The organism is Sedimentitalea todarodis, assembly GCF_032595355.1.
Taxonomy (GTDB): domain Bacteria; phylum Pseudomonadota; class Alphaproteobacteria; order Rhodobacterales; family Rhodobacteraceae; genus Sedimentitalea; species Sedimentitalea todarodis.
Genome location: NZ_JASMWN010000023.1, coordinates 24,208 through 48,784, shown reverse-complemented (window position 1 = coordinate 48,784; position 24,577 = coordinate 24,208). Strand labels below are relative to the sequence as shown.

Here is a 24,577-nt window from a genome sequence, read left to right as displayed (position 1 = left end):
CATCCTGACCTGGAGGAGGACATCATGAAGAAGATACTCAACAATCCAGAAGACTATGTCGACGAGATGTTGGCGGGCCTGACCGCTGCGCATCCCGAGTATTACCGCCTGCACGGAGACAGCGGCAGGGTCGTGGCCCGCGCCAAGCCGGGCAAGGACGGCAAGGTCGGCATCGTGACCGGTGGCGGGTCGGGCCACCTGCCCGTATTTACGGGCTATGTCGGCGACGGACTGCTGGATGCCTGTGCCATCGGGGATGTCTTTGCCTCGCCTTCGGCCGAGCAGATTGCCGACGCGATCCGCGCCGCCGACACCGGCGCGGGCGTGCTGCGCCTTTATGGCAACTACGGTGGCGACGTCATGAATTTCGACATGGCCGGCGAACTGGTGGAATTCGATGACATCGTCTGTTCCACCGTGCTTCTTGCCGATGACGTGGCCTCTGCCCCCCCCGAGGAACGCGAGAAACGCCGGGGCGTGGCGGGCATGGTCTATGCGTTCAAGATCGCCGGGGCCGCCGCCGCAGAGGGACGGGAACTCGATGGCGTGACGGCGGTGGCACAGACCGCCGCCGATGCCTGCCGGTCTATCGGCGTGGCCCTGTCGCCCTGCACCGTCCCGCAAGCCGGCAAACCCACCTTCGAGATCGCCGAGGACGAGATGGAAATGGGCATGGGCATCCACGGCGAACCGGGCGTCTGGCGCGGCAAACTGCAATCCGCTGATCAGATCGCGGGCGAGATGATGGATCGTCTTCTGAGCGACATGCCGATCACCGGCGACGACCGCGTATCGGTCATGGTCAACTCACTCGGAGCGACGCCGCCGGAAGAACTCTATATCCTATACCGCACTGTCAAGGCTCGGATCGAAGACGCAGGTGCCACGATCATCATGCCGCTGGTGGGCCGCTATGCCACGTCCATGGAGATGGCGGGCGTGTCCTTTACCCTGTGCAAGCTCGATGACGAGATGGAAAAGCTGCTGCTCGCGCCCTGCGACTGTGCCTTTTGGAGAGTCTGATGTCGGTCACCCGTGAAATGTTTCTGGCCGCCATCGACCGTATCGCGGCGGCCGTGGAGCGCGACTTTGACATGCTCAACGCCGCCGATGGCGCGTTGGGAGATGGTGATCTGGGGGTCACGATGACCCGTGGCATGCGTAGCATCCACGCGATGAAAGATGACTTGCCCGACGATATCGGCATGGCTCTGTTTCAATGTGCGCAGGCGTTCACCAAATCATCAGGATCGTCTTACGGCACCCTCATGGCGACAGGACTGATGAGCGCCGCCAAGACCCTGCGCGGCCGGCAGCAGATCGACACGGCCAGCATCTCCGGCCTGCTCGCCGGTGCGCGTGACAAGATGCAGGAACGCGGCAAGGCGGAACTGGGTGGCAAGACCGTGTTGGATAGCCTCGACTACGTCGCACGCGCCACCGCCACCGCCGAGGCCGAGCCCGATGATATGGTGCGCGCAGCAGCCCGGGCCGTAGACAAGGCACTTGACGACTTCCGCGACAAACCCGCCACGGTGGGACGCGCGCGCGTCTATGGCGACAAGAGCATCGGCTTGGACGATCCCGGAATGCTGGCGATGCGGTCTGTGGTCAAGGCCGCTGTCGGGCATTGAACCCGCCACCAAACGAATAGGCCAAACAGCCACTTGACTGGAAAAACCGGTCCGGACCCCGTCCGCGCCTCTCCCGCCTTACACCAACGGGTCTTCTCCGCCGTAGTGCCGATCCGGGTAGTCCGCATGCAAGGCCTGATCGGCGGTGCAAAACCGGGGCCGGGCAAAATTGTGCTGGTGCCAGTAGGGATAGATCAGCGGAAGGCGGCTGACATCGTTCAGGCGCCTCAGCTCGTCGTCCGACAGCGCCACGTCAACGGCGCGGAAGTTGCGCTCAAACTGCCCAACCCGGCGACCGCCAACCACCAACGACGCCACCGCCGGTCGGGTCAGCAGCCACGCCAGCGCGATCTGCGCCGCCTCGACCTCATGCGCTTCGCCGATCTCGACCAGCGTGTCGACGATGTTCCAAAGCCGCTCGGTGTCGCGGATCGGCGGTTCGTTCCACCCCTCGGCCTGCCGCGATCCTTCGGCGGGGCCAGCGCCCCTGTGGTGTTTGCCGGACAGCAGCCCGGCCGCCAGAGGCGACCAGACCAGCACGCCCAGACCCTGATCGACCGAGAGCGGCAACAGCTCGTATTCCGCTTCGCGCGCCTCGATCGTGTAGTGGATCTGCTGGGTGGCAAAGCGGCTGGAATGCCGGGGCGCGGCGGCGAGGGATTTCATCACGTGCCACGCCGAGTAGTTGGAACAGCCCGCATAGCGGATCTTGCCCTGCTGGATCAGCGTGTCCAGCGCCTCCATCTTTTCTTCGACAGGGGTCAGCCCGTCCCATTCATGCATGTAGTAGATGTCGATATGATCGGTGCGCAGCCGCTTGAGAGACCGTTCGCATTCCCGGATCAGGTGCCAGCGCGACACACCTTCATCGTTTGGGCCATCGCCAATCGGCATCCGTACCTTGGACGTGACAAGAATGTTGTCGTAGCGGCCTTCCAGCACTTCGCCCAATATCTCTTCGGACAGACCGGTGGAGTACATGTTCGCCGTGTCGAACAGGTTGATGCCGTGGTCGATGCAGGTGTCCACAAGCCGACGCGCATCACTCATATTCTGGTTTGCCGTCAGACCGAAGGCGCCGCGTCCGCCGAACGTGAACGTGCCCATCGTGATGACCGAAACCTTCAGCCCGGTTCGTCCCAAGGTGCGATACTGCAAATTGTCCTCCCTTATTCTCTTGTGTTGTCCGTGTTCCGAGGCCCGTAGCTCTGAAAGGCGACCATCACCTCGGCGATCTCGGCATCCGTCAGGATATGCGCCTCTCCGCCAATGCTGCTGTACAGGTAGGTGCGCGCCAGGGTTTCGAGCTCTTCCAGCCGCCAGCAGGCCTTGTCGATCGTTTCGCCCAGAACCGTGGCCCCGTGATTGGCCATCAGACATCCATGCCGGTCCGCCATGATCTGCGCCATGTTGGCACAAAGGGCCGGGCTGCCAAAGAGCGCATAGTCCGCCAGCGGCACATCATGTCCGCCAAAGGCCGCGATCATGTAATGGCAGGCCGGGATCGACCGGCGCTGGACCGCGAGGACGCTGCAATACGGCGGATGCGCATGCAGAACCACCGGCATGTCGGGGCGCGCCTGGTGCATCCCCTGATGAAAGGGCCACTCCGACGACGGTTTCGGTCCGGCGCAGGGGGGCAAGCCTGACAGCGGGATCGTGACCATCGCGTCAGGCGTGAGGTCCTCATAGCGCACTCCGGACGGGGTGATCAGAATGCCGCCGTCCAACCGGGCTGAAATGTTGCCCGACTTGCCCTGGTTCAGGTGCCGGTCATTCATCCAGAGACAGGCTTCTATCAAAGCCTGGCGCGTCGCGGTCGTGTCGGGCAGCGGGCTTGCGCGCGTCATGTCTTCATCTCCAAGAGCTCCCTTGCAACCCTGGTGCTGGTTGCGAGATGCGTGACGAACCCACCCTTGATGGCCGCCTGCGCCGGCTCGGCGCGGCCCGGCCCGGCGGCAACCAGTAGCGCCATGTCCTTGCCGCGCATCTGATCCAACGACACGCCGATCATCCGTTCTTCGACATCAGCGACCACTGACTGACCCGCGCCATCGATCAGCCGACCGCAGATCACGCCCGCTGCACCCTTGGCGCGATAATCTGCCATACTCTGCGCGCTCAGGATCCCGCTGCGCACCACATGGGCGTCGGCATCGCAGGTGCCACAGGCCAGAACGGTCTTGTTGCAAGTCGCCAATGCCCTGAGTTGGTCATGAACTACCGGTTCGTCCGACAACGCGTCGCGCAGAGCCTTGCTCGACAGGACCAGCGGCACATGCAGGTTGATGCATTGCCCGCCAAGCCGTTGTGCCAGCATCGACGTGCAGGCCTCGGCGGCAAAGCCAAGCGCGGCGGGGCGCGAGCCCAGAAGCTGGATTACTGTCAGGTCCGGCACCGGCGTGTTGGGCAGCTGCTGCGCCATCTGATACACGGTAGCGCCCCAGGACACGCCCAGCCTGTCGCCCGGCTCCAGCAATCGGGGCAACCAGTCGGCGGCCGCCCGCGTCACCCGCGCAACGCTCGCCGCAGTCCCATCCGGATCGACCGGGTCATCGGGTACCACCAGCGCCTCGGCGAGCCCGTAGACCGTGCAAAGTTCCGCCGCCAGGCGATGTCCGCAGAATACATCGCTGTCCAGATGCACCAGCACCCAACCCCGTGCGCGTGCTTCGCTGAGGTAATTCACCACCGACGCACGGCTGATCCGCATCCGCTCGGCGATTTCATTCTGGTTCAGCCCGTCGTGATAGTAGAGCCACGCCGCCTCGACAAAATGCGTGTCATCGCGCGGCTGGACCCGCGCCAGGTCAGCAGCGCCTTTGGTCTTGCCGAGGGGCACACCGGACAGGGGCACGTTCTATTCTGCCGCCCTGGCGAAGTCCGGAAACAGCTCCGCCAATCCCTTTTCCGACGCCTCGCAGACCCCGCGTTCGGTGATCAGGCCAGTGACCAATCGGTTCGGCGTCACGTCAAAGGCCGGATTGCCCCCGGCCGTGCCTGCGGGCGTGACCTGCACTGTGCCGATGCCTCCTCCTTCGATCACCCCCTGCACGTGCGTGACCTCTTGCACGTCGCGCTCCTCGATCGGGATCTCGGCCATGCCATCGCCCACCGTCCAGTCGATCGTGGGCGATGGCAGAGCGACATAGAACGGCACGTCATTGTCATGTGCCGCCAGCGCCTTGAGATAGGTACCGATCTTGTTGCACACGTCCCCGCGCCGCGTGGTGCGGTCGGTTCCGGTGATCACCATGTCCACCATACCGTGCTGCATCAGATGGCCGCCCGCGTTGTCGGTGACGTAGGTGTGCGGCACACCATGCTTGCCCAGTTCCCATGACGTTAGGGCACCCTGATTGCGGGGTCGGGTTTCGTCGACCCAGACATGCAAGGGAATGCCGGCATCATGGGCGTGGTACATCGGGCTGGTCGCAGTGCCCCAATCGACGGTGGCCAGCCATCCGGCGTTGCAGTGGGTGAGCAATCGCACCGGTTCGCCCGCTGGTTTTCTGGCTGCAATCTCGCGGATCAGGGCAAGACCATTCTCTCCGATCCGGCGATTGATCTCGACATCCTCGTCGGCGATCTCATGTGCAAGGGTCAAAGCGGCGGCGGCGCGCTCCGCCTCGAGCAAAGGCCGCAATGCCGCGCGGCAGCGGTCCAAAGCCCAGCGCAGGTTGATCGCAGTGGGGCGGGTTTTCTCAAGAAACGTCCAGGCCGCGTCCATATTCGCAACCGACGGATCTTCGGCCATTGCCAGCGCCATTCCATAAGCCGCCGTGGCCCCGATCAGCGGCGCGCCCCGCACCCGCATCTGGAAAATTGCATCGGCGAAATCCTGCATCGTGGCCACCGGAACAACACGAAAGTCATGTGGCAACCAGCGTTGGTCGATTATGTCCAGAACGTCGCTCTCACCGTTCCACCACAGGGACCGATAATGCGTGCCGTCGATTTTCATAGGACGTCCTTTCCATTATAGTCGCGCGCAAGCGCGCAGACCGCCATCGCATCGGCAAGTGTGTCTGCCGTGTGGATCAATTCGGCACCCATCAGGAGGTTGCGCGCCTCGAGCGGTGCACGAACCGACGCATCGGCGATGTCTTCGAAATCGGCATTGTGCGCCAGGGACAGGCACCGCCGGTGCATCTCGATCCCGCAAACCGCCCAGGCATCGCGCCACAGCCCCGCCGATACGGCGTCGCAGGCCGGAGAACTGTCGTGATCCTGATCTTCGAAGAGAGACGCGGGAAACAGGATGCCTGTTCGCTCGGTTGCCCAAAGATGGCGAAATTCCGTCTCGAAGATGCTGCAGGTATCCGCAATCACCCCGAGGATCCACGCCTGATACGCGGCAAGGTCAGACCCGCGATGCGCGGGCTGACTGAAATAGGCCATCAGGAAATTCGCGCAAAGCATGCCGATATCGAACCCCATCGGGCCATATTGTACGAATTCCGGGTCGATCACCCGGCTATCGCTGTCGGTCGACATGATAGAGCCTGAATGCAGGTCGCCATGCACCATGGTTTCCGTGTTCGACACGAAACGCTGCAACGCCTGCTGCACTTTCACCTTGAGTCCCACATCGGCGCGCAGTCGGGCAATGACAGGCTCCAGCCCCTCGGTGTGGCTGTTCATCTCTGCATCGAAATAGGGATCGGTAAAGACCAGGGCTTCGGTGATGGCCGGGATCTCGACGTTTCCGGCAAAGAGCGCCACATCGGCTTTCTTGTCGGGTCTTTGCATCGACAACTCCGAGCCCCGAAAGGCCGTTCGGGCGCAGTATCGACCCAGAAATTCGGCAAGCCCCGCGACGCGCTCGCCCGCGATAAGCTTGCGCCGCAGGATGACGTGCGGGGCGAGAAACTCCATGATGATCAGCGCCTGTGCTTCGTCAAAGTGGTAGACGCTCGGCACAGACCCCGGATCGCGAGCCGCCTGACGTGTCAGCGCGTGATATTCAAAATAGGCCCGGTAAAGCGGCAATGGCCAACTGTCCCCGACAAGTCGCACATAGGGCAGCGCCTGCTTGACGATTGCCTTGCCGCCGGGGCCGGTGACGATGAACACGAGATTGAGATTACCGTCCCCGACCTCCTGCACCTGCCACGCTGTCGCGTCGTCTCCGACCTGGGCCGCCAACGCCGCCACGCCTTTCAGCCGCTCCGGCAATGTGTCCACGGTCAGAGCCTTGTACGCCATGCCTGCGCTCATCAGCGATTTCCCCCTCCTGCTTTGACGCGCTGTCCACCTTTGCGTACCCGTGAATTTATACTTATGTCAAACCATTTGACAAATGTCATATCGCGCGCCTACCGTCGCGCCAACAGGGGGAGGAAGCGCGTGGCCGGTGACGCACTCAAGGTGAACGGTTTGCAAAAATCGTTCGGAAAAAACCATGTCTTGCGTGGAATCGACCTGACCCTGTCACCGGGATCCGTGACCGTTCTCATGGGTGCAAACGGCGCCGGGAAATCCACGCTGGTCAAAGTGGTCTGCGGCCATCATCGCGCCGATGGCGGAAACATGACACTGGCCGGAGCAGCGTTCGACCCGATAGATGCGGCGGACGCGATCCGCAAGGGCGTCGTGACGGTGCATCAATCCATCGACGACGGTGTGATTCCCGACCTGGACGTTGCCAACAACCTGATGCTCGACCGCCTGGCCGAACGCGGTCACGGCCTGTTTGTCCGTGAAAGCCACTTGCGCGCCGAGGCCGCCAAGGTAGCTGCCGCCATGGGCATCGACGTAAATCTGCGCGCCCGGGTGTCAGACCTGGCGGTCGCCGATCGCCAGATGATCGCCATCGCCCGCGCCATGGCCCGTGCCCCGCAAGTGCTGATCCTGGACGAGCCGACCTCATCACTCTCGGCGGCTGAGGCAGATCGGCTTTTTGCCCTGATCGACCGCCTGCGCGATCAAGGCGTCGCGATCCTATACATCTCGCACCGCATGTCCGATATCCGCCGCATTGCCGACCAAATCGTGGTGATGCGCGATGGCGCGATCTCGGGACTGTTCGACACCGAACCGCTGGACTACGAGGCCGCGGTCACCGCGATGTTGGGGCATCGCATGACCGACGTGGATGTCGCCGTGCAAAGCGGCACCAAACCGGTTCTCGAACTCAAAGAACTGCACCTGTTCGACAACGCGGCGCCGATTGACCTCACAGCGAATGACGGCGAAGTGGTGGCGCTTGTCGGGTTGCTGGGCAGTGGCAAGAGCCGGTTGGCCGAGATTCTCTTTGGCATCGCACGCGCCTCGAAAGGGCATATTCGCATCAACGGAAAAGACTACGCGCCCCGCTCGGTCGAGGATGCGGTCGCCCAGGGGGTCTTCATGTCGCCCAAGGACCGGGGCACCAATGCCGTGATCCCAGCCTTTGACATTGCCGACAACATGACCCTTCCCTTCCTGCAAGGCCTCAGCGTCGGCGCGTTCCTCAAGGCGCGACAACAGCGCAGCAAGGCGCAAGAAAAGGTGGATCAGCTTGGCATCGTCTGCCAGTCGGTGAGCGATAGCATCGGCACCTTGTCAGGCGGCAACCAACAAAAGGTGATGATCGCCCGCTGGCTGCTGGAGCCTGCGACGGTGCTCTTGCTCGATGAGCCGTTTCAGGGCGTGGACATCGGTGCGCGACGGGACATCGGTCGACATATCCGCGCCACGGCGCAGGGACGCGCCACATTGGTTTTTCTTGCCGAGATCGATGAGGCGCTTGAGATCGCCGACCGTATCGTCGTGATGAACGAAGGCGCAATCGTCGGCGAACACGCAAATCAGAACGTCGACCTCGCGGCGCTTGTTGCGGACATCTCGGGGGTCAGGTTGACCGCAACGGGCACCCATTCATGACTGACCGACTCCTCGACTTTGCCATCCGCTATGGCTTCCTGATCCTTCTCATCGGACTGATCGTCTATTTCAGCCTCGCCGCGCCGGGGTTCTTTGGGCCCTTGTCCGCCGCCTTTGTGCTGCAATCCGTCGCGATTACCGGCATCCTCGCACTCGGCGTGACCTGTACGCTTGTCGTCGGCGGCTTCGACCTGTCCATCGGGGCGGTCGCGACATCGGCGCTCATGCTGTCGGCCTATTCCATGGTGATCCTCGAACACTCGGCCTTTGTGGCCGTCGCGCTGTGCCTTGCAATGGGGGCTTTGGTCGGGTTGATCAACGGCCTGTTGATCGTGAAATTCCGGGTGCCCGACCTGTTGGCAACGCTGGGCATGATGTTTCTTCTGATCGGTCTTCAGCGCATCCCGACGCAGGGCAATTCCATCGCAACTGGCATGACCCTGTCTGACAGCGCTGTCGCCGAAGGCACGTTTTCCGCCGCGTTCCTGTGGCTGGGCCGTCACCGGTTTGACGTGGTCATCGACCGGCTGCTGCCGATGCCGGTGGTGATCTTCGTTGCCATCGCCGTGCTGATCTGGTTGTTCCTCGGGTTCACCCGCCATGGCCGTCTGATGTACGCAATCGGGTCGAACGAGCGCGCAGCGAGCCTCGTGGGCACGCCGGTCAACCGCTACAAGATAGCGGCCTACATGATCTCCGGCGTGACCGCTTCCATCGGAGGTATCCTGTTGGCGGCCCGTCTCGGGCGCGGCGACATCGCCAGCGGCAACAACCTGCTCCTGGACAGCGTTGCGGCCGCGCTCATCGGCTTTGCGGTTCTGGGAGCCGCCCGGCCCAACGCATTCGGAACCGCCATCGGCGCGCTGTTCGTCGGTATCCTGTTGCAGGGCATGACCATGATGAACGCCCCCTATTACACCCAGGATTTCGTCAAGGGCACTGTTCTTGTCGCCGCCCTTGTCTTCACATTCTACCTGTCCTCGCGCCGCACCGGCACGGGACATTGATTATCAGCGAAAGGGAGGACTCGATATGCTGAGACGTCACTTCATGGCCCTGGCGAGCGTGGCAAGCGTCGCGCTTGGCGCGGGCGCAGCAACGGCACAGGTGGCACCTGCACCTCTGGACACCCCCGAAGACGTGACCATCGCGCTTGTGCGCTATCTGTCCACGGGCGACTTCTTTCAGGCCTATCTGTCCGGAGTCGAAACCCAGGCGGCGGCGCTTGGCGTCAACCTGCGCGTGCTCGACAGCCGTCAGGACGCCGCACTACAGGCGGATATGGTGGATCAGGCCATCGCGCTTGGTGTCGATGGCATCATCATCCAGCACGGTCTGACGGAATCCATGCGCGACGCCGCCCAGCGGGCGGTGGATGCGGGTATCAAGGTGGTCGCCTTCGACGTGAATGTTGAAAACGAAGCCATCCCGCAGATTGAACAGTCAGACTACCTGCTCGGCAAAATGGCATTGGAGCAGGCCATCGCGGACAACGGAGACAGCTTTGCTGCGGGCTATGTCTATGTTCCGGGCATCGCCCCGCTGGATCGCCGTCACGTCGCGTGGGAAGAGGTGAAGGAGGCCAATCCCGGCATCACCGAAGCGGCACGGATTGGCACCCTCGACAATCCGATCGCCAACGCCAACGCGAACCAGGCGCGCGCTTCGCTTCAGGCCAACCCCGACATTTCGGTCTTTTTCGCACCGTACAACGAGTTTGCCAAGGGGGTGAAGATCGCCGCGGACGAGTTGGGTCTGAGCAATGACATGAGTATCTACTCGGCCGATATCTCGACTGCGGACATCGCCCTGATGCGCGAAGCCGACAGCGCCTGGAAGGCGACCGTCGCCACGAACCCTGCCGTGGTGGGCGAGGTTTCGGTCCGGGCGCTGGCCCTGCTGCTGGCCGGCGAAGACCCCGGAGCCTCCGTGATCGTGCCGCCGACCTTGATCACGCAGACCTTCCTGAACGACAACGACATCCGAAACATGGAAGACCTCGGCGCAAAGATGCCCCAGTTTCAGCATGCGGATGTGGCGATGGCCGACTGGATGCCCCTTCCCGCACGTTGATTTCAACAGACCCGGCCTTGCCAATTGCGGGGCCGGGTCCCTCCACGAGAACGGAGCATCCCCATGTTGATCGGAATCGACCCGCGCACGACACCCGAATTGCTCTACACACTTGCCCGGATGGGCCATGGCGACGAAATCGTGATTGCCGACCGCAACTATCCAGCCACATGGTCGGCGTTAGGTTGCCTGGTGCGGGACGTGATCCACTATCCGGGCCATGACGCAACAACAGTGGCCGATCTGATCACGCGCCTGATGCCGCTGGACACATTCCATACCCATTCCGTGTTGCGCATGGAGATCGACCATGAGCCCGACACCCTGTCAGAGGTGCATCAGGCCGTCTGGGACGTGCTGATACCGCGCTTGCCCGAAGGCGGCATCTTGTCGAGCATCGAACGTCAGGCATTCTATCGCCGTGCCCGTGGCAGCTTTGCCGTAGTGCAATGCAGCGAGGATCGCCCGTTTGGCTGCTTTATCCTGCGCAAGGGTGTCATTTTCTGAAGCACCGGACCAAGCCGATGGCAGAGCGCCCCCCTGACACCGGGTGCCTTGCGCTGCTCGGAACGGAGGGCACGGTCACGCCTTACCCGATCGGCCGTGTTACGCGGATCAGGTGAGGACTTCCCTGAGTGACTCCAAATCGCTGCGACGCGCGCGCTTCCTGCAGATGGATTCTGACTCCAGATCAGAGGCAGACGCCGCTATGCCAGCGAGAGCCCTTAAAATTTCTCACCGCCGTGAACGCCTTTGTTTCCAAGCACGCCGGATGCCTGGGAAAACTGGCTGCGCACCGAGCTTTGCCAAACTTGCCTCGCTTCGTTGTATTGAAGTTTTCTTCCAACATTTGATCCGCTACACCACGGCCAGACACTGCAAGGAATGCAATGATGGACAGCCCCGACAAGCCGCAGATCTACCTAACGACGCCACTGGCCTTTGAGACCGAGCCGTTTGCCGAGACTCTGGCGCATGTCATGGACAGTACTGAAATCGCCTGTGTCAGGTTGGCGCTGTCAGGTCGGGACGAAGACAGGATATCGCGGGCCGCCGATACGCTGCGCGAGATCACGCATGCGCGTGATGTTGCCCTGGTCATCGACGATCATGTGGTGCTGGCAGAACGTCTTGGGCTTGATGGTGTTCACCTGACAGATGCCGCCAAATCCGTGCGCTTTGCCCGCAAGGCTCTTGGCCCCGACGCCATCGTCGGCAGTTTTTGTGGCACGTCCCGGCATGACGGGCTGACAGCCGGCGAGGCAGGAGCGGACTACATCAGCTTTGGACCGGTTGGCACCACGGCACTGGGCGACGGATCGGTCGCGGAGTTGGACCTGTTTCAGTGGTGGTCCGAGGTGATCGAAATCCCGGTGGTTGCCGAGGGCGGGCTGACCCCTGATCTGCTGTGCACATTTTCTCCGATCACGGATTTCTTCGGCATTGGCGACGAAATCTGGGAGGCCGACGATCCCGCAGCGGCGCTCTCTGCACTACTGAAGTCAATCGGCCAGGTCAGATGACCCGCTCGACGAACCAGTAAGCCCCGATCATCGCGATCACCGCCGAGGCAGGGATCGCGATACGCGCGCGATACCACGGCTTGTTCCTGAACCAGAGCCCAACCGCCAGAAACGCGATGGCAATGACCGTCAACTGGCCGACTTCCACACCGATGTTAAAGCCGATCAGCGCCGCAACGAACTGCCCCGGTGGCAATCCGAACTCTCCCAGAACACTCGCGAATCCCAGACCGTGCAACAGGCCGAACCCGAAAATCACGACCGGTCGCCAGCGGTTCAGCCCGTCGGTCACGATATTTTCGACGGCGACGTAGGTGATCGACGCGGCAATGAGTGGTTCGACAATATCCGGTGGCACGCGCACCCAACCAAGCGCGCCCAAGGCCAGAGTCACTGTATGAGCCAGGGTAAAGGCACTGATCTGCCAGACCAATGGCCGCAGGTGGGTGCTCAGAAAAAACAGGCCCAGGACAAAGAGGACGTGGTCCAACCCCTTTGGCAAGATGTGATCAAAGCCGACCGGAACGTAGGATAGAAAGGTCCGCCAGCCACTCGCGCTCGCGCCACCCGCCAGGGGGACCGGCGGGCTGGATCCACCGCCCTCGATGTATCCGGTGAACGGGTCGGTGACGCCCTGCTGCCGCAACACCAGATCGCCGGCCCCGTCAGGCCAGTGCAATGTCAGCGATCGCGCCGTCATTGGCACCTGACCGGTCAGGACGAGATGGCTGGCGCGCGGCAACTCCGGGTCGCCAACGTCCGGAACATCGATCGTGGCGACGGACAGGGCCACCTCGCCATTTGCATCCACTGAAATTCGATCGATCCATTGCTCTGCAAAGCTCCGCACGCGCGGCGCAAGCGCGGCAGGAGTCAGGGCCCGCAGCGCATCATATTGATCCGACATGGCAGAAGCGTTGGTGTCCACCAGCCCATCCAGATCGATCCCGGCCAGAAATGCTTCGACATTCAGCCTCAGGTCGAGCGTCAAGAGCCCGTCCTGAACCGTCAGATCGCCAATGGTCGGCGTCACTTCATGTGCGTGAGAGGCCGAGGACGCGAACAGCAGCAGGCTTGACAACGCGGCCCGCAGGATCAGCATCAACTTCACTCGACCAAAGGTGTTGCTCATGTCATCCCGCCATTCACTGGCCGTTCTGGCCTCTTTGCTGTTCACTGCCATTCCGGCGCTATCACATGAGTTTTGGATCGAGCCAGAGGAATATCAAGTCCAAAGCGGCAGTCCTCTGAAAGCGCAGTTCCGAAACGGGCAGAACTTCAAAGGTACTGCACTCGCCTATTTCGACAAGCGCAATGCGCGACTTGAGCAGGTCATTGCCGGACAGGCGGTGCCCTATGCCGGCCGCATGGGTGACATTCCGGCGATCGAGACTACCGCCCCCTTGGACGGCCTGCTGGTGGTCGTCCATCAGACCGCTCCCCAGACATTGACGTACAAGACCTGGGAGAAGTTTAAGGCCTTTGCCGAACACAAGGATTTTCCCGATATCCGCGCGAGGCATCGAGATCGCGGACTTCCAGAGAGTGGCTTTGCCGAGCGCTACACCCGCTATGCCAAAGCGCTGATCGCGGTGGGGGATGGCGCTGGCAGCGACCGCCCGGCCAGCATGGAAACGGAATTTGTCGCTCTGACGAACCCCTACACGGATGATCCGGAAAACGGCCTTCACGTGCAGTTGCTCTATCGGGGAAAGCCGCGCGCCGATGCGCAGATCGAGGTTTTTGAAAAGGCTCCGGATGACACCGTCACCATCAATTTGCAGCGTACTGACAGTCAGGGTCAGGCCATTATCCCGATCAAATCGGGCCATGAATACCTGCTGGATGCCGTGGTTTTGCGCCCGCTGTCCGATGACAGCCCCGAGGTTTGGGAATCGCTCTGGGCAGCGATGACTTTCGCGGTGCCCTGAGGCAGCGAATCCCGCCGCTTGCACCCGGATCGGATTGACGGCACAAGTCGGGTCATGAGCGGTTCGAACACTCCAGTTCTGTGTATCGGAAGCGTCCTTTGGGACGTGATCGGCCGATCCGCGAGCCATATGAGACAAGGGTCGGACGTTCCTGGGCGGATCACCCGCCTGCCCGGCGGCGTCGCCATGAACATTGCCATGACGCTTGCACGATTTGGCCTCACCCCAATGCTCTTGACGGCAATAGGACGCGACGCCGAGGGCGACGAACTTGTCGCGGCCTGTACCGAGCTTGGCATGGTCACCGAACATATCTATCGCTCCGAAGACCTGCCCACCGATCGCTATATGGCGGTTGAAGGCGCCAACGGGCTTATCGCGGCCATTGCCGACGCACATTCGCTGGAGGCGGCAGGCGACAAGATCCTCCGCCCCTTGACCAACGCGAGCCTGGGATCAGAGGCCATCCCCTATCGCGGTCACGTCGCGCTGGATGGCAACCTGACGCAATCACTGCTTGAGAAAATCGCCCAGAGTCCGGCCTTTGCCGCCGCCGACCTGCGCGTGGCACCGGCCTCTCCGGGCAAGGCGGAACGACTGTTGCCATTCCTCAACCACCGGCGCGCAACACTCTACCTCAACCTCGAAGAGGCCAGCCTGCTCTGCCAAACCGAATTCAACACGTCGAGAGAGGCCGCAATCGGGCTCATGTCGCGCGGCGCGCTGAAGGTTCTGGTCACCGACGGAGGCAACCCTGCCACCGAGGCGGATGCAGATGATCTGATCTGCCAGACTCCGCCCGAAGTGCTGGTCACGCGGGTGACCGGGGCGGGCGATACCTTCATGGCCGCGCATATCGCCGCCGAGGCGACTGGCACAGACCGCCAGACCGCCCTCACCCGCGCGCTACACGCCGCCGCCACCTATGTTTCAGGAGAAACACCGTTGTGATTGACCCCATCCTTTCGGCCGAAGTCCGGGCCGCGCGCCAAAATAATCAGCCCCTGGTTGCATTGGAAAGCACGATCATTACCCACGGCATGCCCCATCCGCAGAATGTCGAGGTCGCGCGGCAGGTCGAGCAGGACATCCGGGACGCCGGGGCAACACCGGCGACAATCGCGGTCATCGAGGGGCATCTGCATATCGGGCTGGACACCGAACAACTGGACGCATTGGGCCAGGCCCGGGGCGTTGCCAAGCTGTCGCGCGCGGATTTCGCCGCCTGTCTTGCAACCGGCGGCACGGGTGCCACCACGGTCGCGGCGACCATGATCGCTGCACGGCTCGCAGGTATCGACGTCTTTGCTACCGGCGGCATCGGCGGCGTGCATCGCGGTGCAGAGGCCAGCTTCGACATTTCTGCCGATTTGCAGGAGCTCGCCCAAACACCGGTCACAGTTGTCGCCGCAGGGGCCAAGGCGATTCTGGATATCAGCAAGACGCTTGAAGTTCTGGAAACGCTCGGCGTACCGGTGATCGCGGTCGGACAGGATGCCTTTCCCGCCTTCTGGTCAGCACGATCCCCGTTTGATGCACCGCTGCGCATGGATGATCCCGAGGCGATTGCCCGCACGCACATGATGCGCCGGGACCTGAGCATTCCCGGCGGCCAGCTCGTCGCAAATCCAATTCCCGCCGATGCCGAGATCCCGGCCGAGGAACTTGCGCCCATCATTGTTGCCGCACAGGCAGATGCAGCGCATCACCGGATCGTCGGCAAGGCCGTGACGCCATACCTGTTGCAGCGGATTTACGAACAGACCGAAGGACGCTCGCTCATCGCGAACATTGCGCTGGTAAGAAACAACGCGCGCTTCGCAGCCCGGATCGCACAATCTCTGGGCGCACTCTCCCGCCAAGACGATTGACGCTACCAGCAGCTATTGTAGCCCGCTGCGCGAAGACATAAGTTGCGCGTCGGAACTGGCGGAATACACATGACCACCCCATTCGATGAAAACCCTCCCCCGCGTAAAGTCAGCCTCTTTGCGAGGCTGCGCTCATCCTTCCTGACCGGATTGGTGGTGATCGCGCCCGTGGGTCTTACCATCTGGCTGATCTGGTCAGTGATCGGCTGGATCGACGGTCTTGTGCTGCCTCTGGTCCCCCATCGTCTGCGTCCCGAGGAATACATCGGCATCAACCTGCGCGGTGTGGGCGTGATCATCTTTCTGCTCTTCACAATCATGGTCGGCTGGATCGGCAAAGGGCTGATCGGGCGATCGCTGATCCGCTGGGGCGAGAGCCTTGTCGATCGGATGCCGGTGGTTCGGTCGATCTACTCCGGGATCAAGCAGATTTCGGAAACCGTGTTTGCGCAATCCGAACGCTCGTTCGAAAAGGCCTGCCTTATTCAATATCCGCGCAAGGATATCTGGGCGATCGGATTCATTTCGACGACTGCAAAGGGTGAAGTTGCCAAACGCGCCGAAACGACCGGAAAACTGGTCAGCGTGTTCCTACCGACCACTCCGAACCCGACATCCGGCTTCCTTCTGTTCCTGCCCCAAGAAGATGTCATAGAACTGGATATGACGGTCGAAGAGGCTGCCAAGCTGGTGATTTCCGCCGGACTGGTCTATCCCAATGGCAAGGATCCGACAGTTGCGGCGGATGACTCGAAGTCTTTGGTGAAATAGCGCGGTCAGCCGTAGGTGTCGGCAAGATCCACGGTGCTGGTCTTGTTCAGGTCCTTCTTGTGCGCAGCAAGGAAATTTTCCGCCGCAGCCCGGCCTGCCGCCTTGAGCTTTTCGATGAAATAGATACTCGGCACCAGCTTGGTCGCCACGGATAATTCGTTCATCAGCCCATCATCGGCGATCATATGCACCAGCACAGGCGCCTTGTCTTCTGCCGTCAGCGTTCCGTCATCAAGCAGCCGCTGAACAAAGGAAATCGCGCGCAGTTCCCGAAGCAGTGACGAGTTGAAGCTGATCTCGTTGATCCGGTTCTGGATCTGCTGGGTGGTCACGGGCAGCGAATCGCGCTCCAGCGGGTTGATGTTGATGATCACGATATCGGCGGGCAGGTGTCGCGCGAAGAGCGGGAACAGCGCCGGATTGCCGGTATAGCCGCCATCCCAGTATGGTTCACGACGGCCGGTTTCAGGGTCGTCAATCTCGATCGCCTGAAACACCGTCGGCAAACAGGCCGACGCCAGGATTGCATCGGTGGTGATATCGTCTCCGGAAAAGACCCGGATCTTTCCAGTTCGCACACGCGTGGCGCAGATAAACAGGTCCGGGCCCACATCGGCGCAGACCTTGCCAAAATCAAACGCCTCCACGATCGGAATCAACGGATTACGGTAAAACGGGCCATAGCTGTAGGGCGACACGACTCGTGACCACAAGTCCATCGCGGCAAAAGCGGGCGAATATTCGATCGCCCGTGCCATCTTGCCGATGTCAAATCCCTGCATCCAGTCCACAAGGCGCGTATCCTGCTGCCCGGTGACCTGCGACCACAACCAGTCCAGGTTGGCGCGCGCGCCTTCGCGCCCGCCGGTGATCATGCCCGCCTTCAAGGCCGCCCCGTTCAGCGCGCCCGCAGAGGTTCCCGAAATCCCGGCAATCTCGATATCGTCGTCTTCCAGTATCCGGTCGAGCACACCCCAGGTAAATGCGCCATGCGCGCCGCCGCCCTGCAATGCGAGGTTTATCCGCTTCTTTTGTGTCACGTCCTGCCCTTCAGCTTTGGAAAAGTACTCCGGGGGTGAACGGTGAAAATCCTGATTTTCACCGGAAGGGGCTGGCCCCCTGCCCGGCCTTGCTCACAAGGCCGTCCAGCCGCCATCGACACTGAGGGTGGTGCCAGTGATCTGGGCCGCGGCATCGGTACACAGAAACACCACCGTGCCCCCCAGTTGTTCCACGGTCGCAAATTCTTTCGACGGTTGCCGCTCGAGCATGACCTTTTCGATCACTTCCTCGCGTCCCATACCGTACTTCTCCATCGTGTCGGGAATCTGTGCTTCGACCAGGGGCGTGAGCACGTAGCCGGGACAGATTGCGTTCGCGGTGATCGGCTCACGCGCGGTTTCCAGGGCGACCGTCTTGGTCATCCCCACAATGCCGTGCTTTGCCGCGACATAGGCGGATTTGAACGGGCTTGCCGTCAAACCATGCGCGCTCGCAATATTGACCACCCGTCCCCACCCGGCCTTGCGCATCACCGGCAGCGCGGCGGCAGTGGTGTGAAACGCGGAATTCAGGTTGATCGCGATGATCGCGTCCCATTTTTCGACCGGGAACTCGTCAATCGGCGCCACATGTTGGATACCCGCGTTGTTGACGAGAATGTCGCAGGCCCCCGCCTTTTCAATCAAGGCCCGGCACTCGTCGCCCTTGGACATATCCGCCTTGACATAGCGCGCCTGCACACCCGTCTCATCGGCGATCTGCTTGGCCAGTGCGTGATCTTCATCGCGATCCGTGAATGAATTCAACACAACATCCGCTCCGGCGCGCGCCAGTTCCCACGCGACACCCAACCCGATTCCCGAATTCGATCCGGTGATGATTGCGGTCTTTCCCTCAAGCGACATGACAGGCCCTCTGCTCAGTTTGTTACTGCTGCCTTAAATGACATGCTGCACCTGCAAAGGAAACGGTAAACATCGTTCGGGTCTGGTTACCAAAAATTAACCAACTTCCGCCACAACCGCAGAACAGGCATACAAAAAAAAACGCCCGCGCGAAGCGGGCGTTGAGTTATTGAGGCAGGTTTCATACAGGCAAGAAACCTATCGAGCAGTAATCCTCTTATACGCAATTCCCTTCCGGCATCCAAGCTAAAAGTTTGAAAAGACATGTATCCCTCGTTAATCTGTCACTAAGGAAAACAAGGCCAGAGCAGGATTGTTGCCAAAGTGCGACTAGATTTTTTTTACCGCGCAAGCGCGCGCGCCACCGGATTCGCCACACTTCTTGTGGCCTGTTCTGCATCGGCGGAATCAACGTATGGCATAGCTATGTATGGGGCACCGGCGCTACCACCTGATTTTGTGTCCCTGCCCTATGCAAATCCGGATGCCCCCAAGGGCGGGCGGATCGTGTTCGGCAATACGGGTGGTTTTGATTCACTCAACCCGTTCGTCCAAAAAGGCACAGCACCGTGGCAATTGCGCTTTTGGGGGTACGAATCCCTGATGGGACGATCCTGGGACGAACCCTTCACCTTGTATGGCCTGCTTGCCGAATCGATTCGCACGGCACCGGATCGCTCTTGGGTTGAATTCACGCTGCGACCAGAGGCGCGGTTTTCCGATGGCAGCCCGGTCACTGTCGAAGATGTGATCTGGTCCTACGAAACGCTCGGCACACAGGGGCACCTGCGGTATCGCGGATTTGCAAGCCAGATCCAGAGCATAGTCCAGACGGGCGAGCGCAGCCTGAAGATCAACTTCAATACGGATGATCGCGAACTTGCCCTGATCGCCGGGATGCGGCCGATTCTGAAAAAGGCACAATGGCAGGGTGTCGACTTTACGGCCTCCGGTCTCGACAACATCCCCATCGGTACAGGGGCCTACGTGATCAGCGATTTCGAAGCTGGTCGGAATGTCACCCTGCGCCGAAATCCCGACTATTGGGCAAAGGAGCTGCCCTTTCGGCGCGGCACGCAGAATTTCGACGAAATGCGCATCGAATTCTACGGCGATGGGACCGTCCTGTTCGAAGCGTTCAAGGCCGGCGAACTGACGGTAATGCGCGAGTTCAACGCCGAGAAATGGGACGCACAATACGGCTTTCCGGCGGTGCTGCGGGGCGACGTCATCAAATCCGAAATCCCGCATCAACGCCCGTCGGGGATGACCGGGTTCGTGATGAATACACGGCGCGCGCCCTTTGATGACTGGCGCGTGCGCGAGGCGATGCTGCTGGCGTTCAATTTCGAGTACATCAATGACACGGTGACCGGCGGTGCGCAGCCTCGGATCACGTCCTATTTCTCAAGCTCCGAGCTTGCGATGCAGCCCGGTCCCGCGACTGGCAAAGTGCTTGAACTGCTTGAGCCCTATGCGGATGCGCTATTGCCGGGCGCTCTGGAGGGCTATGCCCTGCCCGCCAGCGATGGCACCGCGCGCAACCGGGGCAACTTGCGCCGTGCCGTCGATCTGTTGGCGGCGGCGGGATGGACGGTTCAGAATGGCGAACTCCGAAACGCGCAAGGCACCCCCTTTGCATTTGAAGTCCTGCTCCGGCAAGGCGATGGCGGCAACCAGACGGTGATCGAAATTTACAGTCGCGCGCTCTCTCGGCTGGGCATTCAGGTCGATGTCAGTACCGTGGACGATGCCCAATATGCCGCCCGGATCGACCAGTACGACTTCGACATGACCACGTTCCGTCGCGAATTGTCGCTGTCTCCGGGCAACGAGCAACGCCTCTACTGGGGCAGCGACGGCGTGGACGTGCCGGGAACGCGCAACCTGATGGGGGTCGCATCGGGCGCCGTGGACGGGTTGATCGACAGGATGCTCGCGACAGACTCCCGCGAGGAATTCACCGCTGCAGTCCGCGCGCTTGATCGCGTTCTGACAACCGGGCGCTACGTAATCCCGCTCTGGCAGTACGATGTCGGGCGGATCGCTCACGCCCGTAAGCTGCGTTTTCCCGAACAGCTGCCCATCTATGGCGATCGAACCGGATTTCTTCCAGACGTTTGGTGGTACGACGAGGACTAGCGCACACCCCGTGTCGTTCGGTGACCAATGGGGGCCTTGATTGCCTGCGCAAAAAGTGACCGTTAATGATTGCCCGCGCCCGCGACAAATCGCCACGTTTCTCTGCGCTGCAGCATCGCTAGTCTGATCCTCGGGAGGCATGTATATGCTGAGGGGAATGCACAGATGACATGGACCGACATGACCTGCGACTGGGCCGTATGGTACAGTAAGCTGCAAACCCGTTTTCCGCATCTTGACGACGGAGCCATGCCGTTCGCCAAGGTCGATCGCGGCGGGTTCGAGGCCTACCTCGCAGAAACCCACAACCTCTCTCTGACAGAGGCACGGGAAGAGATCGAAGATTTCCTCTTTGTCGAGGCGCTGATCCTCGAAGCCAAGGACGATCACGAGGCTGCGTGATCCTTCAGGAACGCGGGACTATTGAGTCGTCTTCGTCAGAAGAATGGCTCAGCACAGCGAGGTCACCCACAGTATCATCGCATCTTCGTCGCTGACCGACACGACATTGTGCCCCATCGCCGCGTCGTAATAGGCGCTGTCACCGCGGCGCATTTCCACCGGTTCGTAGAATTCGGTATAGAGCCGTACCATGCCGGTCAGCACATATAGGAATTCCTCGCCGTCATGGCGTACCCAACCATCGAATTCCTCCATTGATCGGGCGCGAACGCGGGCGCGATAGGGCAACATCTGCTTCTTTGTCAGGGTTTCCGCGAGCAATTCATGCTCGTAGGTCGCGGTCGCATGCGCCTCGCCGTCGCCGCTGCAAGTCACGGACATGCGACCATTCACCTGGCCACGCTGCGGTGTCGTGAACAATTGGGGGACCGAGATACGCAATCCCAGGGCGAGCTTCTTGAGCGCATCATAGGTGGGCGACATCTGCCCGTTCTCGATCTTGGACAGCGTCGAACGCGCCAATCCCGCCTGCCGGGCTGCCTGCTCCAGCGTCCAGCCCTGTGCCTTGCGTAGATCGCGCACGCGCAGGCCAAGGTCCAAGGGTTCGGCAACGGTTTCGTCGCCCGAGTTGCGGGCAATTCGAATGATGGATTTGGGATCGCGCGGTGTCATTGCGGCTCTATAGGGTTGGCTGGCATGGCTTGCAACGCCCCCCGCGCCGGGCTAGCCACGGCCATGCTGTCGATATTTGACCAAGGGCCTCCGCCGCCCTGCCCCGATCCGTTCAATCTGGCCGCTCACGTGCTGGGCGCTGCGAGCACACATGCCGACAAGACTGCGCTGTCGGTTCTGGGCCAAAGCGGGTCGCAAGACTGGACCTATTCGGAACTGGAAAACGCGGTGCGGGCCACCGGCACCGGGCTGTTGGACGCCGGTTTGCAACCGGGTGACATTGTGCTGATGCGGTTGGGCAATACCGTCGACTTTCCAATCACTTATCTGGGTGCGATTGCTGCGGGGCTGGTGCCGGTGCCAACCTCGTCACAACTCACCGCAACGGAAGCCGGCAAGATAATCGCCGAACTGTCACCTGCAACCGTCCTGCGCGACCCGGAGGTTGAAAGCGCGGAACACCCTCATGAAATCGACCTGTCGGCGTTGCGCGCAATGCGCCTGTGCGCGCCCTGTGACTGGGCGATGGGGGATCCGGACCGGCTGGCCTATGTGGTCTATACGTCGGGCACCTCGGGCAAGCCGCGTGCCGTGCGCCATGCCCATCGGGCGATCTGGGCACGACAGATGATGGTCGATGGCTGGTATGGGCTGACGTCAGAGGACCGCTTGTGCCACGCTGGCGCGTTCAACTGGACCTACACCCTGGGCACCGGCCTGATGGATCCCTGGACCATCGGCGCCACCGCGCTGATCCCGGAACCGGGCACGACCCCTGCGGCGCTCCCGACCCTGCTGCGCGCGCACAATGCGACGATTTTCGCAGCCGCACCGGGCGTTTATCGCAAGATACTCGCAGATGGCGCGAACCTCGACCTCCCCGCTCTGCGCCATGGCCTCTGTGCGGGCGAAAAGCTCTCGACACATCTTCACGAGACGTGGAAGTCCGCCACCGGAACCGGACTCTACGAGGCCTATGGGCTGTCGGAATGCTCGACCTTTATTTCATCCAGCCCGCACCATCCCGCGCGGGGCGAAGCGCTCGGCCAACCGCAGAAAGGGCGGCGCATTGCCATTGTCGACAAAGAGGGGCCCGTCCCGCAGGGAAAGGAAGGGGTGATTGCCGTTCACCGTGACGATCCGGGGCTGATGCTGGGCTATCTCAATGCACCCGAGGAAAGCGCCGCCAGGCTTCAGGGCGACTGGTTCCTGACCGGCGATCTGGGCGCGATGGCCGTGGATGGGCAGATCAGCTATCTCGGCCGCAACGACGACATGATGAATGCCGGTGGCTACCGCGTGTCGCCGCTCGAAGTTGAAGCGGCATTGACCGGGCACCCCGGCGTTACCCAGGTCGGCGTGACCGATATCGAGATCAAGACCGACACACGGATCATCGTTGCCTTCTACACCGGCCCTGCTCCACTGGACGAAGAGACACTGGAGTCTTATGTCGGTTCCAAGCTGGCGCGCTACAAACAACCGCGCGCCTATGTTCACCTGCCGGCACTTCCTGCAAGCGCCAATGGCAAGCTGCTGCGCCGGGCGCTGCCAGCATATTTTGAGGCGCGGACCAAATGACAGACCAGACCATCTCACTCGATATTCTCTCCGATCCGATCTGTCCCTGGTGCTATATCGGCAAGGCCAACCTGGATGCGGCGCTCGCCGCAGTCGCGGACCATCCGTTTGTCATCCAATGGCATCCGTTTCAGCTGAACCCGGAAATGCCGGCAGAGGGCATCGGCCGGCGTGACTACCTCGAGTCAAAATTCGGCGGCAAGGAGGGCGCCGCGCGCGCCTATGCCCCGGTTGTCGAGCGCGCAGAGGCGGCCGGTCTGACGATCAATCTTGAGGCCATGACGCGCACCCCCAACACGCTGGATGCGCATCGCCTGATCCATTGGGCCGGAATTGAGCACAAACAGCTGCCAGCCGTAGATGCCCTGTTTCATGCCTATTTCGTTGATGGCCGCGACATTGGCGATCATGAAACGCTGGCCGACATCGCCGACGGCATTGGGCTTGACGCAGCTCTGGTTCTGCGGCTGCTGGCCTCTGACGCCGATCGCGACGACATCATCAAGCGTGACGCCAAGAGCCGCGAGATGGGGGTCAACTCTGTGCCGACCTTCATCGTGGCTGGAAAACACGCGGTTCCGGGCGCGCAGCCGCCGGAACTGTGGCAAAAGGTCATCGGCGAATTGATCGAACAGTTGAAAGAGCCTGCCAACCCGTGAAGCAGTTCAACGCACAAACCGTGATCGTCAGTCTTGTCGGCGTTCTTGTCTCCGGCACGGTCTTCTTTCACTATGTCGAAGGCTGGAGTTGGCTGGATTCCTATTTCTTCACCGTCGTGACGATTTCGACCGTGGGATACGGATCACTGGTACCGGTCACGGCACTCGGCAAGATCGGCACCACCGCCTTTATCTTTGTCGGGTTGGGGGTATTCGCCGTCGCGATCCAGCAATTTGCCGTCTATCAAATGCAAAAGCACAAGGAAAACGCGGAATGGCTGGTCGGTCACCTGGGCCACGATCTGGGGCACAGAGCCAAGCCCGCAGCGAATGACGACGATCAACCGGAGACGACCAAAGGCGAGAGCACCCCGGACACCACAGCCAGGCATTCCTGAGACCGGCGCTTGCCCGCCCCAACCTGCCAGACCACCGGACAAGGCCCCCGCGCCTGCAAAACGGCAATTTTGCAGGGCCACCTGTGCGTCACGCGATATGGCATGCAGCGATTTCCTGTGCTAGCGCAACCGGATAGCGCGGAGTT

At 61.4% G+C, this 24,577-nt stretch carries 25 protein-coding genes; 16 read left to right on the top strand and 9 right to left on the bottom strand.

Annotation, left to right across the window (positions count from 1 at the left end; genetic code table 11):
• Nucleotides 1-24 precede the first annotated feature (24 nt).
• Both QO231_RS21520 and QO231_RS21515 read left to right on the top strand, forming a co-directional pair.
• Nucleotides 25-1,023 carry a dihydroxyacetone kinase subunit DhaK gene (locus tag QO231_RS21520; protein ID WP_316781469.1) on the top strand — a complete coding sequence of 333 codons (999 nt, stop codon included), beginning with the start codon at nt 25-27 and terminating at the stop codon, nt 1,021-1,023.
• Entirely contained in the window at nt 1,023-1,634 is a 612-nt protein-coding gene (locus tag QO231_RS21515) for a dihydroxyacetone kinase subunit L (protein ID WP_316781466.1), read from the top strand. Before QO231_RS21520 ends, QO231_RS21515 begins: the two co-directional genes overlap by 1 nt.
• A gap of 78 nt (nt 1,635-1,712) precedes the next feature.
• On the opposite strand, the gene QO231_RS21510 is transcribed toward QO231_RS21515, so the two are convergent.
• From QO231_RS21510 to mtnK, 5 genes are read right to left on the bottom strand one after another with little or no spacing between them, the layout of a single operon-like run.
• The gene (locus QO231_RS21510; RefSeq protein WP_316781463.1) at nt 1,713-2,792 is read right to left on the bottom strand and encodes an aldo/keto reductase; all 1,080 of its coding nucleotides are present in this window, start codon (nt 2,790-2,792) and stop codon (nt 1,713-1,715) included.
• A gap of 11 nt (nt 2,793-2,803) precedes the next feature.
• A complete protein-coding gene (locus tag QO231_RS21505) occupies nt 2,804-3,484 on the bottom strand; it encodes a class II aldolase/adducin family protein (protein ID WP_316781459.1) in 681 nt (226 codons plus the stop codon).
• On the bottom strand, nt 3,481-4,491 hold the full coding sequence (locus tag QO231_RS21500; protein WP_316781457.1) for a sugar-binding transcriptional regulator: 1,011 nt from the start codon (nt 4,489-4,491) through the stop codon (nt 3,481-3,483). The genes QO231_RS21505 and QO231_RS21500 overlap by 4 nt, the downstream gene beginning before the upstream one ends.
• 3 nt (nt 4,492-4,494) lie before the next feature.
• A complete protein-coding gene (mtnA, locus tag QO231_RS21495) occupies nt 4,495-5,598 on the bottom strand; it encodes an S-methyl-5-thioribose-1-phosphate isomerase (protein ID WP_316781454.1) in 1,104 nt (367 codons plus the stop codon).
• Nucleotides 5,595-6,854 (bottom strand): S-methyl-5-thioribose kinase, encoded by a 1,260-nt coding sequence (mtnK, locus tag QO231_RS21490; RefSeq protein ID WP_316781451.1) that lies wholly within the window; start codon nt 6,852-6,854, stop codon nt 5,595-5,597. Before mtnK ends, mtnA begins: the two co-directional genes overlap by 4 nt.
• A gap of 129 nt (nt 6,855-6,983) precedes the next feature.
• Between mtnK and QO231_RS21485 the strand changes: the two genes are divergently transcribed.
• The 5 genes from QO231_RS21485 (at nt 6,984) to QO231_RS21465 (ending at nt 12,097) form a co-directional block, all read left to right on the top strand.
• Nucleotides 6,984-8,501 (top strand): sugar ABC transporter ATP-binding protein, encoded by a 1,518-nt coding sequence (locus QO231_RS21485; protein WP_316781449.1) that lies wholly within the window; start codon nt 6,984-6,986, stop codon nt 8,499-8,501.
• Nucleotides 8,498-9,508, top strand: coding sequence for an ABC transporter permease (locus QO231_RS21480; RefSeq protein ID WP_316781445.1), 1,011 nt, complete (start codon nt 8,498-8,500; stop codon nt 9,506-9,508). The genes QO231_RS21485 and QO231_RS21480 overlap by 4 nt, the downstream gene beginning before the upstream one ends.
• Before the next feature lie 25 nt (nt 9,509-9,533).
• A complete protein-coding gene (locus QO231_RS21475) occupies nt 9,534-10,574 on the top strand; it encodes a substrate-binding domain-containing protein (protein WP_316781442.1) in 1,041 nt (346 codons plus the stop codon).
• 63 nt (nt 10,575-10,637) lie between these two features.
• On the top strand, nt 10,638-11,081 hold the full coding sequence (locus QO231_RS21470) for an RbsD/FucU family protein (protein WP_316781439.1): 444 nt from the start codon (nt 10,638-10,640) through the stop codon (nt 11,079-11,081).
• 386 nt (nt 11,082-11,467) lie between these two features.
• Nucleotides 11,468-12,097: a thiamine phosphate synthase gene (locus QO231_RS21465; protein ID WP_316781522.1), complete on the top strand. Its 630-nt coding sequence runs from the start codon at nt 11,468-11,470 to the stop codon at nt 12,095-12,097.
• Here the strand turns inward: QO231_RS21465 and QO231_RS21460 are convergent.
• On the bottom strand, nt 12,090-13,229 hold the full coding sequence (locus QO231_RS21460; protein ID WP_316781436.1) for a HupE/UreJ family protein: 1,140 nt from the start codon (nt 13,227-13,229) through the stop codon (nt 12,090-12,092). The two genes, QO231_RS21465 and QO231_RS21460, sit on opposite strands and share 8 nt — an antisense overlap.
• On the opposite strand from QO231_RS21460, the gene QO231_RS21455 reads away from it, so the two are divergent.
• The 4 genes from QO231_RS21455 to QO231_RS21440 all read left to right on the top strand — a co-directional run bounded on the left by QO231_RS21455 (nt 13,228) and on the right by QO231_RS21440 (nt 16,670).
• Entirely contained in the window at nt 13,228-14,028 is an 801-nt protein-coding gene (locus QO231_RS21455; RefSeq protein ID WP_316781434.1) for a DUF4198 domain-containing protein, read from the top strand. The two genes, QO231_RS21460 and QO231_RS21455, sit on opposite strands and share 2 nt — an antisense overlap.
• A gap of 54 nt (nt 14,029-14,082) precedes the next feature.
• Complete coding sequence (locus QO231_RS21450) at nt 14,083-14,979, top strand: PfkB family carbohydrate kinase (protein WP_316781431.1); 897 nt, start codon at nt 14,083-14,085, stop codon at nt 14,977-14,979.
• Nucleotides 14,976-15,899, top strand: a complete 924-nt coding sequence (locus QO231_RS21445; protein WP_316781428.1) for a pseudouridine-5'-phosphate glycosidase — start codon at nt 14,976-14,978, stop codon at nt 15,897-15,899. The genes QO231_RS21450 and QO231_RS21445 overlap by 4 nt, the downstream gene beginning before the upstream one ends.
• Before the next feature lie 69 nt (nt 15,900-15,968).
• A complete protein-coding gene (locus QO231_RS21440) occupies nt 15,969-16,670 on the top strand; it encodes a DUF502 domain-containing protein (RefSeq protein ID WP_316781425.1) in 702 nt (233 codons plus the stop codon).
• 5 nt (nt 16,671-16,675) lie between these two features.
• On the opposite strand, the gene QO231_RS21435 is transcribed toward QO231_RS21440, so the two are convergent.
• Together QO231_RS21435 and QO231_RS21430 are read right to left on the bottom strand one after the other, a co-directional pair.
• A complete protein-coding gene (locus QO231_RS21435) occupies nt 16,676-17,710 on the bottom strand; it encodes a patatin-like phospholipase family protein (RefSeq protein ID WP_316781422.1) in 1,035 nt (344 codons plus the stop codon).
• 93 nt (nt 17,711-17,803) lie between these two features.
• Nucleotides 17,804-18,577, bottom strand: a complete 774-nt coding sequence (locus QO231_RS21430) for a 3-hydroxybutyrate dehydrogenase (protein WP_316781421.1) — start codon at nt 18,575-18,577, stop codon at nt 17,804-17,806.
• A gap of 324 nt (nt 18,578-18,901) precedes the next feature.
• On the opposite strand from QO231_RS21430, the gene QO231_RS21425 reads away from it, so the two are divergent.
• Nucleotides 18,902-20,719: an extracellular solute-binding protein gene (locus tag QO231_RS21425; RefSeq protein WP_394356669.1), complete on the top strand. Its 1,818-nt coding sequence runs from the start codon at nt 18,902-18,904 to the stop codon at nt 20,717-20,719.
• A gap of 165 nt (nt 20,720-20,884) precedes the next feature.
• Nucleotides 20,885-21,121, top strand: a complete 237-nt coding sequence (locus tag QO231_RS21420; RefSeq protein WP_316781417.1) for a hypothetical protein — start codon at nt 20,885-20,887, stop codon at nt 21,119-21,121.
• Nucleotides 21,122-21,169: 48 nt separating this feature from the next.
• Here QO231_RS21420 and QO231_RS21415 read toward each other — a convergent pair whose 3' ends face one another.
• Nucleotides 21,170-21,793: a helix-turn-helix domain-containing protein gene (locus QO231_RS21415; RefSeq protein ID WP_316781414.1), complete on the bottom strand. Its 624-nt coding sequence runs from the start codon at nt 21,791-21,793 to the stop codon at nt 21,170-21,172.
• A gap of 63 nt (nt 21,794-21,856) precedes the next feature.
• Here QO231_RS21415 and QO231_RS21410 point away from each other — a divergent pair, with 63 nt between their 5' ends.
• Genes QO231_RS21410 through QO231_RS21400 form a run of 3 tightly spaced genes read left to right on the top strand, consistent with a single transcriptional unit; the run spans nt 21,857 to nt 24,431 of the window.
• Nucleotides 21,857-23,374: a class I adenylate-forming enzyme family protein gene (locus QO231_RS21410; RefSeq protein WP_316781521.1), complete on the top strand. Its 1,518-nt coding sequence runs from the start codon at nt 21,857-21,859 to the stop codon at nt 23,372-23,374.
• Entirely contained in the window at nt 23,371-24,033 is a 663-nt protein-coding gene (locus QO231_RS21405) for a DsbA family oxidoreductase (RefSeq protein WP_316781411.1), read from the top strand. The genes QO231_RS21410 and QO231_RS21405 overlap by 4 nt, the downstream gene beginning before the upstream one ends.
• A complete protein-coding gene (locus QO231_RS21400) occupies nt 24,030-24,431 on the top strand; it encodes a potassium channel family protein (protein ID WP_316781408.1) in 402 nt (133 codons plus the stop codon). The genes QO231_RS21405 and QO231_RS21400 overlap by 4 nt, the downstream gene beginning before the upstream one ends.
• Nucleotides 24,432-24,577 lie beyond the last annotated feature (146 nt).